This is a genomic window from Rahnella sp. PD4, from assembly GCF_049199325.1.
GTDB lineage: Bacteria > Pseudomonadota > Gammaproteobacteria > Enterobacterales > Enterobacteriaceae > Rahnella > Rahnella perminowiae.
Window position 1 is genome coordinate 1 of record NZ_JBLZQF010000011.1, and the last position, 13,540, is coordinate 13,540.

18 protein-coding genes and 3 pseudogenes are annotated in these 13,540 nt (G+C 47.5%); 3 read left to right on the forward strand and 18 right to left on the reverse strand.

Going from position 1 to position 13,540, the window contains the following annotated elements; genetic code table 11:
• Positions 1–74: 74 nt before the first annotated feature.
• Together ACOZIO_RS21135 and ACOZIO_RS21140 are read right to left on the reverse strand one after the other, a co-directional pair.
• Positions 75–574 (reverse strand): annotated as a pseudogene (locus tag ACOZIO_RS21135) (transposase); the annotation flags it as partial.
• Positions 575–616: 42 nt separating this feature from the next.
• The gene (locus tag ACOZIO_RS21140) at positions 617–859 is read right to left on the reverse strand and encodes a hypothetical protein (protein WP_421595685.1); all 243 of its coding nucleotides are present in this window, start codon (positions 857–859) and stop codon (positions 617–619) included.
• 313 nt (positions 860–1,172) lie between these two features.
• Here ACOZIO_RS21140 and ACOZIO_RS21145 point away from each other — a divergent pair, with 313 nt between their 5' ends.
• Positions 1,173–1,679, forward strand: coding sequence for a hypothetical protein (locus ACOZIO_RS21145; RefSeq protein WP_421595686.1), 507 nt, complete (start codon positions 1,173–1,175; stop codon positions 1,677–1,679).
• 26 nt (positions 1,680–1,705) lie between these two features.
• Here the strand turns inward: ACOZIO_RS21145 and ACOZIO_RS21150 are convergent, their stop codons facing one another.
• The 3 genes from ACOZIO_RS21150 to ACOZIO_RS21160 all read right to left on the reverse strand — a co-directional run bounded on the left by ACOZIO_RS21150 (position 1,706) and on the right by ACOZIO_RS21160 (position 2,949).
• Entirely contained in the window at positions 1,706–2,350 is a 645-nt protein-coding gene (locus tag ACOZIO_RS21150) for a hypothetical protein (protein ID WP_421595687.1), read from the reverse strand.
• A 55-nt stretch (positions 2,351–2,405) separates the two neighbouring features.
• Positions 2,406–2,621: a hypothetical protein gene (locus tag ACOZIO_RS21155; protein ID WP_421595688.1), complete on the reverse strand. Its 216-nt coding sequence runs from the start codon at positions 2,619–2,621 to the stop codon at positions 2,406–2,408.
• A 103-nt stretch (positions 2,622–2,724) separates the two neighbouring features.
• Complete coding sequence (locus ACOZIO_RS21160; RefSeq protein ID WP_379672075.1) at positions 2,725–2,949, reverse strand: hypothetical protein; 225 nt, start codon at positions 2,947–2,949, stop codon at positions 2,725–2,727.
• A gap of 206 nt (positions 2,950–3,155) precedes the next feature.
• Between ACOZIO_RS21160 and ACOZIO_RS21165 the strand changes: the two genes are divergently transcribed.
• Positions 3,156–3,449, forward strand: coding sequence for a hypothetical protein (locus ACOZIO_RS21165; protein WP_421595689.1), 294 nt, complete (start codon positions 3,156–3,158; stop codon positions 3,447–3,449).
• Here the strand turns inward: ACOZIO_RS21165 and ACOZIO_RS21170 are convergent.
• From ACOZIO_RS21170 to ACOZIO_RS21215, 10 genes and pseudogenes are all read right to left on the reverse strand, one after another.
• Complete coding sequence (locus ACOZIO_RS21170) at positions 3,446–3,949, reverse strand: lysis system i-spanin subunit Rz (RefSeq protein ID WP_421595690.1); 504 nt, start codon at positions 3,947–3,949, stop codon at positions 3,446–3,448. The two genes, ACOZIO_RS21165 and ACOZIO_RS21170, sit on opposite strands and share 4 nt — an antisense overlap.
• Complete coding sequence (locus ACOZIO_RS21175) at positions 3,942–4,472, reverse strand: lysozyme (protein ID WP_421595691.1); 531 nt, start codon at positions 4,470–4,472, stop codon at positions 3,942–3,944. The genes ACOZIO_RS21170 and ACOZIO_RS21175 overlap by 8 nt, the downstream gene beginning before the upstream one ends.
• A gap of 2 nt (positions 4,473–4,474) precedes the next feature.
• Complete coding sequence (locus tag ACOZIO_RS21180) at positions 4,475–4,702, reverse strand: phage holin (RefSeq protein WP_129991850.1); 228 nt, start codon at positions 4,700–4,702, stop codon at positions 4,475–4,477.
• A gap of 94 nt (positions 4,703–4,796) precedes the next feature.
• Positions 4,797–5,204 (reverse strand): type II toxin-antitoxin system HicB family antitoxin, encoded by a 408-nt coding sequence (locus ACOZIO_RS21185; RefSeq protein ID WP_217234375.1) that lies wholly within the window; start codon positions 5,202–5,204, stop codon positions 4,797–4,799.
• A gap of 50 nt (positions 5,205–5,254) precedes the next feature.
• Positions 5,255–5,431, reverse strand: a complete 177-nt coding sequence (locus ACOZIO_RS21190) for a type II toxin-antitoxin system HicA family toxin (RefSeq protein ID WP_421595692.1) — start codon at positions 5,429–5,431, stop codon at positions 5,255–5,257.
• A gap of 1,139 nt (positions 5,432–6,570) precedes the next feature.
• The gene (locus ACOZIO_RS21195; protein ID WP_421595693.1) at positions 6,571–7,401 is read right to left on the reverse strand and encodes an antitermination protein; all 831 of its coding nucleotides are present in this window, start codon (positions 7,399–7,401) and stop codon (positions 6,571–6,573) included.
• Positions 7,402–7,414: 13 nt separating this feature from the next.
• Positions 7,415–7,840: pseudogene (locus tag ACOZIO_RS21200) on the reverse strand (DUF968 domain-containing protein); the annotation flags it as partial.
• Between the two features lie 39 nt (positions 7,841–7,879).
• A pseudogene (locus tag ACOZIO_RS21205) lies at positions 7,880–8,005 on the reverse strand (DNA methyltransferase); the annotation flags it as partial.
• Positions 8,002–8,346, reverse strand: coding sequence for a hypothetical protein (locus tag ACOZIO_RS21210; RefSeq protein ID WP_421595694.1), 345 nt, complete (start codon positions 8,344–8,346; stop codon positions 8,002–8,004). The gene ACOZIO_RS21210 and the pseudogene ACOZIO_RS21205, both read right to left, overlap by 4 nt.
• The gene (locus ACOZIO_RS21215) at positions 8,343–9,350 is read right to left on the reverse strand and encodes a conserved phage C-terminal domain-containing protein (RefSeq protein WP_421595695.1); all 1,008 of its coding nucleotides are present in this window, start codon (positions 9,348–9,350) and stop codon (positions 8,343–8,345) included. The genes ACOZIO_RS21210 and ACOZIO_RS21215 overlap by 4 nt, the downstream gene beginning before the upstream one ends.
• Positions 9,351–9,460: 110 nt before the next feature.
• Between ACOZIO_RS21215 and ACOZIO_RS21220 the strand changes: the two genes are divergently transcribed.
• Complete coding sequence (locus tag ACOZIO_RS21220) at positions 9,461–10,585, forward strand: phage integrase Arm DNA-binding domain-containing protein (RefSeq protein WP_421595696.1); 1,125 nt, start codon at positions 9,461–9,463, stop codon at positions 10,583–10,585.
• Between the two features lie 39 nt (positions 10,586–10,624).
• On the opposite strand, the gene ACOZIO_RS21225 is transcribed toward ACOZIO_RS21220, so the two are convergent.
• The 3 genes from ACOZIO_RS21225 to icd form a co-directional block, all read right to left on the reverse strand.
• Positions 10,625–10,993, reverse strand: coding sequence for a hypothetical protein (locus tag ACOZIO_RS21225; protein ID WP_421595697.1), 369 nt, complete (start codon positions 10,991–10,993; stop codon positions 10,625–10,627).
• On the reverse strand, positions 10,993–11,787 hold the full coding sequence (locus ACOZIO_RS21230) for a tetratricopeptide repeat protein (protein ID WP_421595698.1): 795 nt from the start codon (positions 11,785–11,787) through the stop codon (positions 10,993–10,995). Before ACOZIO_RS21230 ends, ACOZIO_RS21225 begins: the two co-directional genes overlap by 1 nt.
• A gap of 460 nt (positions 11,788–12,247) precedes the next feature.
• Entirely contained in the window at positions 12,248–13,501 is a 1,254-nt protein-coding gene (gene icd, locus ACOZIO_RS21235; protein WP_015697904.1) for an NADP-dependent isocitrate dehydrogenase, read from the reverse strand.
• Positions 13,502–13,540: the final 39 nt, after the last annotated feature.

Here is a 13,540-nt window from a genome sequence, read left to right on the forward strand (position 1 = left end):
ATCAAGTCCAACGAAAGTTTTCATGGCAATCACCTCAGATATCACAGACTGGGATCGTATTAAGATTACAGCATGTGGTTCCAGACGTGCCCCTGCCTGCGAAGTACCTGAAAAAGCTTCTTAAAACCGTAGCGAGGATAGCGCTCAGCGACCTCGGTCAGCCTCTGAATCACCGCTTCATCACGTCGCGTATCCGGTTGATAACGAAACACCGTCCTGCTTAGCGATAACGTCCTGCATGCCTGGCGTATGCTCATCGTAAATTGCGTGGTCAGATAGTTGACGAGCTCACGCTTTATCGCTGGTTTTAAAGCTTTTTTTCGATGACGTCTTTCAGCGCCCGGCATTCCAAACTCAGATCGGCAAACATTTGCTTCAGACGACGATTCTCGTCCTCAAGGTCTTTGATTTTTTTGATATCAGCGGCTTCCATCCCGCCATATTTTGCTTTCCAGTTGTAATAGCTGGCTTCAGAAATAGCAGCCTCGCGGCACACATCTTTGACGGTCCTGCCAGCCTCGACTGATTTCAGGACGGCGATGATCTGGTGCTCAGTGAATCGGATCTTACGCATAGCGATCTCCTCAGGGGACATAATCAGTATGTCGGAAGATCTCTAAAAATGAATGGGCCGTTTTGGTGGGATACTTACATCAGCCTTCGCCGGTTTATTTTTGGCCGCATTTTTCGTCCGGGGATCTTTACCGTCACGCAGCATGATGAGGGCTTTGTCGGTAGCTTCTACATCAATGAGGCTACCGTCGAGAACGATATATTTCCCTGCTTTAACCCACCGACCGACCGTCTTCCGATCTACGCCAGCGTGTTTCGCATATTCAATTTGCGTCATCGTTGTCATGGGACATTTTCCTCGATGGGACAGTGGGACATTCAAATGGGACATTTTTTTGTGTCCCACCTAAATGTCCCATGCAAATATCAATCGCAAACCACCCGCAAAGCCACGCGGCGTAAGGGCTGGTAATAATTAGTGCATAAATATGCACGTGGGACATGGGACACAAAATGAAAAATTCATAGCTGGTGAAACTGTGCGGCGCGCAATGCCCGTGCAATAGAAAGGACCGGGGAAGGACCCATTTTTTTGTCATGGGAATCAGAATCATCCTGTTCTATCATGAATGTGATCCCTAACAGATGGAGTCTCGACGATGAATAAAATGCGTTTATTAAAATGTTCTTTATTACTCACTACTCTGGTTATACCTTTTGCACATGCAGATTGGGCTACACGTGTTGATGATGATGTTTTCACTGGCGGACATAAAGCTATGATGCTTGGGTTGCTTGGTTCGACTAATAACGTACTAATATTCGATTGCAGTAAGAGCGTACTGGATATTGCTTATGTTGAACAAGATTCATCAACTCAAGATATTGATGGGCTACCAGTGGACTTGGTCGTGAAAATTGATAGCGATCCTATTGTTAAGTTTGACGCAATACTTTCAAGACGAAACTCAACAACCATTCAGGCTAAGTCAGAAGATGTAGGGTCTATAACTTCAGTATTGAAAGCATTGCAAACCGCAAAATCAAAAGTCATTGTTGGCATACAATCTAAAGCTGGCACTAATCAACAATCATTGACTGGTAATATTTACGGTTCTACCGCCTCAGTAAATGACTTTACAAAGGCCTGCGAAATAAAACTTTGATATGAATGGCGGGTGATATACCGCCATTATTTTGCCGTCTTCAATGCTTGTTTGATTGCCTTGCTAAGTTCGCCTGGTATTAGAGCAGCAGCCATCTTCTCTGCCCTGTCCATGTACCCCAGAGTGGGCTTAACGGGCAGAGCATCACCAAAACGGATCAGCAACTTAGGCATAGGGTTCTTCTCGCGCTCACGGCGCGTACCATTAGCTGAGCGCTTCTGGCGCTTCTTACCCTTCTTACTCTTTTTCGCCTTCACCCGCTGCCAGACACCGTTGATGCCATCGATATCACCAATGAACACATCATGTTTTGCTTTGAGCTGGGAAAGTTTGTTGCGTGACAGGTTGCCGTATTTGTTCAGTTTGACGTTTTTAGGGTTGAGTAGTGCCTGACCGTTAAGCTTATGCACGCCGCCGAACTCCAACGGCTCCAAATACCCGGCGGCAATATCGCGAACAAATACTTTAGCGATCAGGTTATCGCGGCGAGCCCCCGCAGAACCAACCGAGTTAACAGTAAAAGGCGTCGGGTTCTCTAATTTACGCTGAAATCCAGTTTTCTCTGCCGCGGCGATCTGTCGGGCAACGCTGGTCAGCGCCTGTGCTGTTGCAAAAGGGATTTGCTTTTTCAGGGACTGAAGCTTGGCAGAAAGATCTTTGATATCTGCCATAATCACCCCCAATAAAAAAACCGCCCGGAAGGCGGCTTATTCGATTATTTAAAACTTATGGCATTAAGCCACCGACAAATTCATCAGTAAGTTTAGGGTGCGAGCCATAACTAACCTCGTATCCTTTACCTAATACCTCTAGCATAGCCTTTGCATCTTCTTCATTGTGATAAATACCAGCCAAATGCCATGGATCATTTGAAAAACAAGCCCAGCATAATATAGAGCCTTTGTTATCCGGATCAGCTTTGAACCCAGTGTAATCAAACATAAAAATCCCCTTTTTGATAATTAGATATCTGAGATTACACCGCACACTCAGCCCAACAAAGCATTATCACAGGCACTCAGTGAATGCCTGCTGTAATGCCAACTCAGATCGCTGGCTGGATATCGATATAGTATTGTTTCCCCTGCTCAAATTGGTCGAATGCAGCAGGGTTAGAGATGACCATTTGCAGTTGCCCGCTAGGTGTGTATTTCGACCAACTCTCGTTCTCCGCGCTGCCAGTCGTTACCGCACTCAGGTTAACGACAGCAGTAGAATTATCCGGGGATTTCTGAATTGAGATGCAGCTAAATTTTGCACGTACAGTCATGGCTTTTTCCTATCAGTTTATTTTGCAACTTTTCTGAGCTTCAGCGGCATAGCCCTGAAGATATTGGATCACTTGGTCGTCTCTGGTGGTTGACTCTCTGAGACTGAGAACAGATTGCCACTTACTTGCAACCTCCTTTTAGTTTTTAAGGAAAATTATCATTTTGTGCTCTATTGTTAGGTATCGCTTACAACAGAGTGAAATCTATGGAATGGAAAGTAGTTGACGGGATTTGTCCAACGCCTGACAGCATGCAAATATTAAAAGTTACGGCGGAGGGGGATTTAAAGTTCTTGATATGGATTAAGTCTAACCTTGAAGTCCCCTTAAACTGCATGCTTACGCCTGTCATCGACGGATATATAGCCAACCATGACAAGGGCCATTTTGTCGCGATTCAGAAAGCGGTGCCATACAGCCTGAGCGAGTGGGAGGCTGTAAAAATGGCGCAACATCCATCCCATTCAGTTCATATTAATGGGGTTAACTTAGGCCATTAAGGTGTACGTTGTTTGGCTAAATACTGAATGTAGCCTTGAAGATACTCTATTACTTCATTGTCTTTGATAATGCTTGCTCTGAGATCGAGAACAGTTTGTCCACCTGCAGGAGTGAGGTCGATTTGTATTGCATCGCCCAAGCTGCTGGTGCTGGAAGTGCTGTTCCTGATGAGTTGACTGGTGGCAAGGTTTGCCGCGGCGATTCGCACCCGGCGAGTACCAGCAGCAACATCAGCACGCAACTTCTCATTCTTGACCTGTTCATCTGCCATTTCCTTCGTGTGCTTAGCGTCCAGCGCTGCGAAAGCCGCCAGTGCTGCGTCGGTACGCTTCTTCTGGTTGGTTAGGTCAATCACGGCTTGGTCGCTTTGTTTCTTCAGCGCGGAGGCGTGGGCTTCATTCAGTCTGGAAACGTCAGTATCCCAGCGCAGCCCTTCAATCCACCAGCTAAAAGCAGCGCCAGCCACGAAGACCAACACCATCGATAAATTGTTATTCATCCAGCCCCCAACACGTCATCTCGCTTTCCTGATCACGTCTGATTACCTGTCCGGCGCAGTTGTTCGCGCGAATTCGGCAATCTTTCCCACTGTCCCAGATCCAGCGCTTTATCTCAGCGCATGCCCCGAGCCGGTCCCCGGCGTTCAGCTTCCGGTAGAAACTTGAAGTGAAGCATTTCGCCGGGCCAATATTCCACGGGCAGAATGATGCGATCCCAACTTTTTGCGGTTCAGTCAGGGGGACGTAAACATTTTTGCCGACCCAAGCCAGTGCTTTGGCCTGTTCCACTTTATCGATAGCATCACATTGGGTCAGCGTAAGGCGCATACCTCTATAAACAGGTTTTCCGTTCACTGCAGTGACACCGCCGCAAATAGTCCATTTCCCACCTTGATCCTGATAAGCAATCAGGCTGGTTCCCTCTTTTTCTTTCTGAAACTGAGCCATCATGACGGGAGCTGAGGCACCAGCGGCAATCAGCGCCAGCATGGCAGCGCTGAGTTTTGTTTTCAGGTTTGCCATAGTCAGTCCTCGTCACGCCGCACCATATTATGTTTTCTGTCCCAAACCTTAAAAATGATGTTGCAGAGGCATGTAATAAAGGCGAACAGCAAAGTGCCGAGTACGCCTATGGCTGCCCATTGATCTGGAGTGTGTGAGTTAAGGAATTCATTGAACCAGTAGGCCGCGCCGCCGAGCGATGTTCCATAAGAAACGGCTGACGTAACCGCGCTCGTTTTATCCATCTTCATGGTCTCCCCCTCCGGTCATCCGGTTGGGTGCATAGTTATTGGGAAATAAAAAAGGCCACCCGAAGGCAGCCTTAAAGGAGAGGTAAACGACTTTTTAATTAACCAGAATCTCTAACCGTTTTCCGAGGGCGGCGAGCGCCGCCTCAGTAGTATCAATCTTTGTATTATGCCCAAGTGTCACGATCCGCTGAACCTCCTGAGGCTTCAGATTCATTCGCCGGGCTAACTCTGCGTTTGAGGTTCCAGTCTCGAGCATTGCATTAAGCAAAAGAACTTTTGCCCAGATGCTGGCCGGTACTGTCACGAAGTCATCACCGGATTCACCAGGAAGTGGCACCGGTTGGTTATCTTCGAAGTAAAATTCAAACGCAGTAACCAGAGCGTCACGCGCCATTTCTAACGCTTCTTCTCTGGTATCACCCTGAGTTAAGGCTTCCGGTATATCGGGAAAACTCACAAAATACCCGTCGCCATCTTTCTCTAATTTAACTGGATATCGCATATTTAATACGATGAACCTTTGCGAGTAACCAGCCCTTTCGGGCTGGTTTATTATTTGATGCCTAACTGCTTAAGGATTGCTTTCCTAAGCATTTCCCCTATCTCTTTGCCGGGGTGCCTTGGCATCACTGACTGTCTGCCTTGGTAGTAGAGCTTCAAGTGGTTAGTACCATTCTTGATTTCTACCCCTTGAGCTTCGAGCCATCTTCGAAACTCGCTCTGCTTCACCGCCTCCTCCTGTTTGTTTAACTTGAGATGATTATAAACATTTTTGTTTATACACACAAGCTAAATCATAAACATTTTTGTTTATTTTCAGAGGTTGTGAACTCTTGCCACAAATAGGTGTAACCATTCTGTGGCCTCTCCGTTTACTGTTGCATTTTTCTATACATCAGAAACGCAAAAACCCGCGCATTGGCGGGTTCAAATAACTTCTTTAATTAAAGATGTAGTTCCTGCCCCACCCGGCGCTTATCTCCGGCACTCGTAATGGCTTAGCTCTTGAAGGGGCGAATTCATCATCTCAGATTAATCCTGATGACATTTAACAATTTCTGCGAATTTAACCATTTTCAGACCAATAAAATACAACATTGTGATCCAGCCCGAGAAATCAGTGACCACGGCAAGCGGCGCTGATCGTCCTGATAAACCCCTTATCGCTGTTGGTGTCCTCACAACCGAATTGAGGGCATAAAAAAAGGCCGCCGATTGGCGACCTCATAAAATTTATTATCTAACTCAGCTTAGAATGCATGAATACACATACCCGTGCCTGGTTTCTTTCCTGAAAATAGGAAATAAACATTTCTCAAACATCCCTGCTGAAAGATTTCTCAGATAGCCAACAACTCCGTGTTTATCGGGCTCTGCAGAAACTTCGGCCATTAGATGTGATACATCTTTCCCGCCATTGGCGGTGATTCTTACTGACTTCATGCCCATATCATCAACTCCATTGACGCCGCAGGCATGCGGCAGTGCTCATTTTACCACCAATCTAAATTATCCACCACACTCTCGCAGTGGCCGCGCTCATGCCCTTGAGTCATCTGTCGCTCATCGCCGCTGATAACCGGTGCGCGTTTGGCTGGCGCGCTGCTCTACCGGTATGCCTTCTTCTTTAATAACCCTCACCAGCGCATATTGCAGTTCGGACCTGCATCTGGCTCCCTCTATGGGGACTCGGGACAGCATCACTACTGCTGCGTTGGCTGACGCCTGCGGTCTATCTGTTTAACGAGTCATTTTACTATCCTCCAGAAACGACAAAGCCCCGGCGTTTGCCGAGGCTTGATATCAGGTATAATTTCCCATCATTGGGATAAATCTAGCCAGATTCGGCAACTTTTGCAACGTCTAAATCACTGGGTCACCTTTTTAAATTCCGATTCCGCAGCCGACTCTTCAATAAAGCATTTGGTGATCAGCTTCTCGTAGAACGGTTTCCAACTGTTGTTCCACGTTCTCTCCGGCAGGTCTGGCAATAATGCTTTCACTGCGCGGTGCGCCACTGCTGCTGGCAGGCGGGAATAACCAACGCCATGACAGCGCGGACATTCCTTTTCTACCGGAAGCCCCATCAGAATGGATTTCTCCCGGTCAGCTACATTGCCAGTCCCATTGCAGCGACACCGGTTGGATATGACTTTTTTCCCTTTGCAGGTTGGGCAGGTGCGCCGGTGAGTTTCGACGTAACTGGTGCGGCTGCACATCGTGTTTTCTTTCGCATAAGGGATACTTTCAGGATTATCGAGACGCTCCCACGGATAGGTGTTCTCACGCTTTACCGCCAGTTCGTTAATGACCTGCTCTTTCTCTTCTCGGAATCCTGTGCCGGAACAGCACGGGCACGGTGAAGTAGCTGCCGCCGAACGCGCGTAATCTTCAAAAGCCATTGTGGCCATAATGCGCAGGCATTCAGCCATCCGGCGCCCCGCTACCTTGCCAATGTGCTTCGGTGCATGCTGTTTGGCGTACTGCGTCAGCATGCCGACTGCTATCGTTTTATCCTGCTGGCTGATACCGGCTTTTGCCAGGAACAGGCGCAACCCGAATTCAGCGCCGCTCTGCGTCATGCCCAGAGCCGCCATAATATCGGTGATGTTCAGTGCATCGCTGGCGGTCGCGCGGGAACTGTCGCTGATCGATAACCCTTTCGGGGAAAAATGCTTCAAAATAGTTTCAAGGTTCATGCTGTCTCCACACTTATTTTTGCTTGCCGGTGGCGATAACACCAATCGCCAGCGCGCGGTCTAATGTCTTCAGCACCAGCAATTCCTGAGTGCCGTGCTCTTCTTCCCAAGCGGCTACGTCTTCATGAAGTGAGTCGTGACACCGTCTGCACAGCGGGATCACGAACAGGTCATGCGCTTTTGTTGCCATACCGCCAAAGCCATTTCCGGTGATGTGGTGCGGATCATCAGCCCCCTCCCCACAGCCGCAGCATGGCTGGCGCTTTACCCATTGGGTGTATTTCGTGTTTTCGTACCGGCGGCGCTTCGGAATACGGAGGTATGATTCCGGCGTCTCCGGATCGATTGCCAGCGCCAGCACCGGTTTGATGTTGCTCACCAGAGACTCACGCGGTTCTTTCTCATACGGGTTGGTGTCTGATTCTTTCTGTTGGGTGCCTGTGTACCACATCGCCAGCACCGCGTTCTCAGCAGCAATTGACCAGACAGGCAGACGCATCAGGTCAGTCAGCGACATGGTGCCGTAGTGATTACCGGCTGCACCGTTGCTGATCACGTTGTCGTAATGCCAAGGAGGATCCGCATATATCAGTTGATAGCTCATGCCTGCCCCCTTCCCTGACGTACTGCCCACAGATTGCGTTCAAGCTCGGCACTGATTTCAGCCAGCGTTTTGACTGGACGTGCCGCCGGTTCACCAACTTTTGGTGTCATGACTGCCTTTGGTGTTTCGCTTAGGAAATACGTTTTCTTTCCGGCGCAATACCCGGTCACGATGTTGAACTGAGGCTTCTTGCTGATCGTGTTTATCGTTGACGACATCGAATGACGCGGCGGAACAAAGCCGGTGTTTTCGATCAGGGCCGCTTCTATATCGGAGCAGGTGCGCGGGCTGCGGTCGCGCATGAGTTCTTCAATGGCTAACTGCTGATAGGTTTTTTTCATGCTGCTTTCACTCCCTGCTGGCGCTGGGCGCACTCTTTCCAGATGCGATTCCAGGTGCTGATCGCGAAATCACTGCGCATGCCACGCACACTGGCTTTACTTGCCTCGGTACAGACCAGTTTTTCCAAATCACTTGGTGCTTTGCTCGCCGCAACACCGCTGATAAACCGGCGATAAGCTGAATCACGTTCAGAGGTATCAACGGCCACTTCTCCGCGGTCCCACTTCCCGTTTTTGCGGGCTGGGCGGCCAGCACGATTCCAAGAATTGGCACCTTCGAGATAACCCGGGAACTTGGAAGGCTGGAACAGCGTGGACGGGCGCAAATACTCGGCCATTTCCAGATCGCCGCCCCATTTGGCATGCATGTAATCAACGGTCAATTGTTGTTCTTCAGGGGTGAAGCCTTCACGCAGTCTGGCGCGGATATTATCCAGTGAGGATTTGCTGACCTGATAGCGTGAGCCGGTGGTGTGATTCAGGTAGTTCAGAACCTGTTTAGCCTGATCAGTAATTTCAACCTCGGCGTCGGTCTGCGCAGCAGGCTGACAAAGGGCTTTTATATCTGATGGATCTTGTTTTGAATTTACTAACGGATCCCCCCCAGATTCTGACGGGTGAAAACCGGTATTCGTGTTGGATTTTGATGCGTCGGATTTTGACCGGTCAGAATTTGATGTGTCAGATTTTGATGTGTCAGAATCTGACTGTTCAGAAGCAGCACGAAGCTTGGCAATGTTCAGCTGGTACATGTTCGACGTGTTGCGGTTTCCCTTACGGCGCTGAGTGCTGGTGATCCAGCCGTCAGCCTCAAGTTTGCCCAGCGTAGTGCGCACAGTGCTTTCACCAGCACCCAACTGGCGGGCAATGGTGGTAATTGACGGCCAGCACAGGCCCTCGTCAGAACTGAAGTCAGCGAGGCGCGCCATAATGGCAACCGCCGATATTTTTAAACCGGCAGCAGCGCAACCATCCCAAACGTATGCGGATAACTTAACGCTCATAAGACCCTCTTAAACTTTCGCCGGAATTGTTCAGTAGGCTGGGCGCACTCATGCGGGTAAGCCAGTAATCAAGAAGGATGATAATCCACGTTTAAAAAGGATTCTCGAAGATGGCGCGGCCACGTAAATACAACGTGAATATTCCCGGACTCTCCTGCTACACAGACGCCAGAACCAAAAAGGTTTACTGGCGTTACAAGCATCCTGTCACCGGTAAATTTCACGGCTTAGGCGATAACGAAGAGGAGGCAAAAGAAATTGCCCTAGATGCAAACACTCGCCTGGCCGAACAGAAAATGAATCAAATTTTTAAGATCCGAGAAAAGATTAATACCAGAGCCGGGCTATTTATCACCGTATCGAGCTGGCTGGACAAATACTTAAAAATTCAGAACGAGCGGTTGAAGAGCGGCGAGATAAAACTGAATACTTTTAAGCAAAAATCAGCGCCAGTCGAGGCGTTCCGGCGGGAGTGTGGCGCCATGGAATTACAGTCGATTGGAGCAAAAGACATTGCCGCAATAATCGAACAGTACAAGGATCGTGGGCAGCGCCGCATGGCGCAGGTTGTTCGCATGGTTTTGGTCGATGTCTATAAAGAAGCTCAGCATGCCGGTGAAGTGGAGCCCGGATACAACCCAGCCATGGCCACCAGAAAACCGGTTAACAGGGTACAGCGTGAACGTTTTGATATTGACGAGTGGCGGGTAATTTTCAAAGCAGCTGAGACAGCGCAAAATTATGTGCAGAACTCGATGCTTCTTGCGGTTGTCACTGGCCAGCGCCTGGGTGATATATCCCGCATGAAATTTTCGGACGTCTGGGATGATTATCTGCATGTCGAACAGGAAAAGACTGGGATGAAGTTGGCGATCCCACTCTCTCTGCGTTGCAATGAATTGGAAATATCTCTGCGTGAAGTGATCAACCGGTGCCGGGACATGATAGTCAGCCCATATATTTTACATATCCATCATACAACCGGTAAAGCAAAGCGAGGCGGGCAAGTTTCGAGTGCGTCTATTACCGCTTCCTTCTCGCACGTTAGGGATCGGAGCGGTCTGGAATGGACGGAAGGCACACCACCCACATTCCATGAACAGCGATCATTATCAGAAAGACTTTACCGCGCACAAGGAATTGACACCCAGAAATTACTAGGGCATAGAAGCCAGTTAATGACCGACAGGTACAACGACGATAGGGGTAAAAAATGGCATGTGGTGACTATTTAATATAAAAGCGCCATATAGGCGCTTTTATATTAAATATGACTATAAAGAGTCTACTATTTTCAAGGCGTTGGCAGCATTTGTCATGGCCAAGTCGGCTTTAGCTTTATCAATATTCATATGCAATTTGTAGTCACTTAGTGTTCTTTGAGACTTCATGGCAAACAAAACATGGCTAAGAGCAATCATTTTTTTCTTATCGAAAGTCTCTAAAGGTACCTGCCATGCTGCGCCTTGCAAGTATGTAATAAGGTCAGCGTGGCTTTGCTTAGGACCATTTACCAATTTTGCAATAGTATGATGATAAGCACCATAGTAAGCTCTGCCAATAGCGTTACGATATCCAATTTCGTCATTTCGCTGAATGCAGGTGCTGGCAAAACTTATAAAATCTTGACTAGTAACGGACATTATTGTTTATCCATATAATTTAGTGCAGATTCTTTTTCTTCCGCGGCAAGTTCCATTTCAAACCATGCACTCACTTGAATACCAAGTAATTCATCATGTTCAGCCAATTCAAAAGCCAATTCATAATTCATCTGTGCAATTTCTTCTAAATCAATATCTGGAATCGTAATTACATATGCATTTACAGATTCTTCACGAACAGTATGAAATAAATGAAGCACTGAAGAGGCATTATGTTTGCGCATAATGTTAGCCATAGAGCCGGCAATGAGTTCAAATTTAGCATCAGATATGTGTGCCAATTCTTTAAATTCTTTGAGGCTTCTTGTGAGGTAAGCTACTTGTTGTTGCATAAACTCATCCTCTCCGTTCGGGCTAACTTTGATGAATTTGTTTGCATAATCGATTGCTTCATTAAGCTTTCCACAATGAAGATGCATGTAGTATGCATAGCCATATAATTCTCTGGATACATACATTTCGGCAAGTTTAGCAGAAACTTTAAGATACTCTTCAACATTGCCTTCTGAGGCTATAAAAGTGATGTAATTAGTTGCGCTTACACCATCTTCATCGTTAGAAAGACATCTTTCAAAGTATAGGATTGCCTTTTCCTTTTTACCACCAGCGGCATAAGCCATTGCCAACAAATAGGATTCATTCGCATAATCTTTTAAGCTTTTAATGTCACGGATCCAGCGATGAAGTTCAATCTCCCCCAGCTTTTGTTTAGAGGATAGGATATCGACAAGTTTGTTGCCAAACTCAAGAGATTTCGGTACCGCTGCGATCATGGAATCACCCAAATGAGAGAAAATTTAGACGCCGAATCATTGGTTTTTCTTTACGTTAGTACGGCTAAATAAATTTTACCCGAGTAAAGCACAGGTTTCTAGTGCAAAAAAATTGGCTGCATTTGACATTTTAGTGATTAGTTATTGACTTGTATGAGAGGGACAAGTAGCTAACACACTAGACGTTATACACTCCAAGATTGTTAGTAATACTGTTAATAACTCAAAGTTATCCACATAAATTCATGAGGCACTGATCATACAAAAAGTGCTATTAAGGTTTTTCCTAAAACTTCTTAACTCTAATTCTGTCTGAAAGCGACAACCATTCATTGAAAAGTGACTGTAAAAATTGATGGTTTTGCAGAATGGTTTTGCAGGGGTTTTGCAGAAGAATTTTGGTGGGATGGAAAACAAAGGGGGCGCGATGCCCCCGATGTCTACTTCAACAATATCGCAATTACATATTGGCGATCATGTCGTCGGCAAACTCGCTACATTTGCGCAGCTTAGCGCCTTCCATCAGACGTTCGAAATCGTAAGTCACCGTTTTGTTGGCGATAGCGCCTTCCATGCCTTTAACGATCAGGTCTGCGGCTTCGAACCATTCCATATGACGCAGCATCATTTCTGCGGAAAGGATGATTGAACCCGGGTTCACTTTGTCCTGACCGGCATATTTCGGTGCAGTACCGTGAGTCGCTTCAAACAGCGCGCAATCAGAACCGATGTTAGCGCCCGGTGCGATACCGATGCCGCCAACCTGCGCCGCCAGGGCGTCAGAAATGTAGTCACCGTTCAGGTTCATACAGGCGATCACGTCGTATTCAGCAGGACGCAGCAGGATTTGTTGCAGGAATGCATCAGCAATCACGTCTTTAATGATGATGTCTTTGCCGTTGTTCGGGTTCTTGATTTTCACCCAAGGACCGCCGTCGATCAGCTCACCGCCAAACTCTTCACGCGCCAGCTGATAGCCCCAGTCCTTGAAGGCACCTTCGGTGAACTTCATGATGTTGCCTTTATGAACCAGCGTCAGTGAATCACGGTCATTGGTGATGGTGTATTCAATCGCCGCACGAACCAGACGTTTGGTGCCTTCTTCGGAGCAAGGTTTGATACCGATACCACAATCTTGTGGGAAACGGATTTTCTTCACGCCCATTTCGTCTTGCAGGAACTTGATCACCTTATCGGCTTCAGCAGAACCGGCTTTCCACTCGATACCTGCATAGATATCTTCGGAGTTCTCACGGAAGATCACCATGTCAGTATCTTCAGGACGTTTAACCGGGCTTGGCGTGCCGGTGTAATAACGTACCGGACGCAGACAGATATACAGGTCGAGTTGCTGGCGAAGTGCCACGTTCAGGGAGCGAATGCCGCCGCCAACAGGTGTGGTCAGTGGCCCTTTGATAGCAACACGATAATCGCGGATCAGATCAAGGGTTTCTTCTGGCAGCCAGACGTCTTTACCGTACAGTTCTACGGATTTCTCGCCGGTATAGATTTCCATCCAGGAGATTTTACGCTCGCCTTTGTAAGCTTTCTCTACAGCCGCATCAACGACTTTGATCATGGCTGGCGTTACGTCAACACCGATACCATCACCTTCGATAAACGGGATAACAGGATTATTAGGAATGACCAGTTTACCCTGAGCGTCTACTGTAATCTTTTTACCTTCAGCCGGAACCACTACTTTGCTTTCCATTAACCTCTCCTTCGAGCGCATTTTTGTTAAAAATTTGTA

Excerpts from the sequence above, each read along its gene's own strand:
- ACOZIO_RS21165 (WP_421595689.1), top strand. The coding sequence starts at position 3,156 with ATGGAATGGAAAGTAGTTGACGGGATTTGTCCAACGCCTGACAGCATG.
- ACOZIO_RS21175 (WP_421595691.1), bottom strand. The coding sequence starts at position 4,472 with ATGGCAAACCTGAAAACAAAACTCAGCGCTGCCATGCTGGCGCTGATT.
- ACOZIO_RS21210 (WP_421595694.1), bottom strand. The coding sequence starts at position 8,346 with ATGAAAAAAACCTATCAGCAGTTAGCCATTGAAGAACTCATGCGCGAC.
- ACOZIO_RS21225 (WP_421595697.1), bottom strand. The coding sequence starts at position 10,993 with ATGTCCGTTACTAGTCAAGATTTTATAAGTTTTGCCAGCACCTGCATT.
- icd (WP_015697904.1), bottom strand. The coding sequence starts at position 13,501 with ATGGAAAGCAAAGTAGTGGTTCCGGCTGAAGGTAAAAAGATTACAGTA.
- ACOZIO_RS21185 (WP_217234375.1), bottom strand. The coding sequence starts at position 5,204 with ATGCGATATCCAGTTAAATTAGAGAAAGATGGCGACGGGTATTTTGTG.
- ACOZIO_RS21195 (WP_421595693.1), bottom strand. The coding sequence starts at position 7,401 with ATGAACCTTGAAACTATTTTGAAGCATTTTTCCCCGAAAGGGTTATCG.
- ACOZIO_RS21155 (WP_421595688.1), bottom strand. The coding sequence starts at position 2,621 with ATGTTTGATTACACTGGGTTCAAAGCTGATCCGGATAACAAAGGCTCT.
- ACOZIO_RS21180 (WP_129991850.1), bottom strand. The coding sequence starts at position 4,702 with ATGAAGATGGATAAAACGAGCGCGGTTACGTCAGCCGTTTCTTATGGA.
- ACOZIO_RS21140 (WP_421595685.1), bottom strand. The coding sequence starts at position 859 with ATGACAACGATGACGCAAATTGAATATGCGAAACACGCTGGCGTAGAT.
- ACOZIO_RS21230 (WP_421595698.1), bottom strand. The coding sequence starts at position 11,787 with ATGATCGCAGCGGTACCGAAATCTCTTGAGTTTGGCAACAAACTTGTC.
- ACOZIO_RS21220 (WP_421595696.1), top strand. The coding sequence starts at position 9,461 with ATGGCGCGGCCACGTAAATACAACGTGAATATTCCCGGACTCTCCTGC.
- ACOZIO_RS21215 (WP_421595695.1), bottom strand. The coding sequence starts at position 9,350 with ATGAGCGTTAAGTTATCCGCATACGTTTGGGATGGTTGCGCTGCTGCC.
- ACOZIO_RS21145 (WP_421595686.1), top strand. The coding sequence starts at position 1,173 with ATGAATAAAATGCGTTTATTAAAATGTTCTTTATTACTCACTACTCTG.
- ACOZIO_RS21150 (WP_421595687.1), bottom strand. The coding sequence starts at position 2,350 with ATGGCAGATATCAAAGATCTTTCTGCCAAGCTTCAGTCCCTGAAAAAG.
- ACOZIO_RS21160 (WP_379672075.1), bottom strand. The coding sequence starts at position 2,949 with ATGACTGTACGTGCAAAATTTAGCTGCATCTCAATTCAGAAATCCCCG.
- ACOZIO_RS21170 (WP_421595690.1), bottom strand. The coding sequence starts at position 3,949 with ATGAATAACAATTTATCGATGGTGTTGGTCTTCGTGGCTGGCGCTGCT.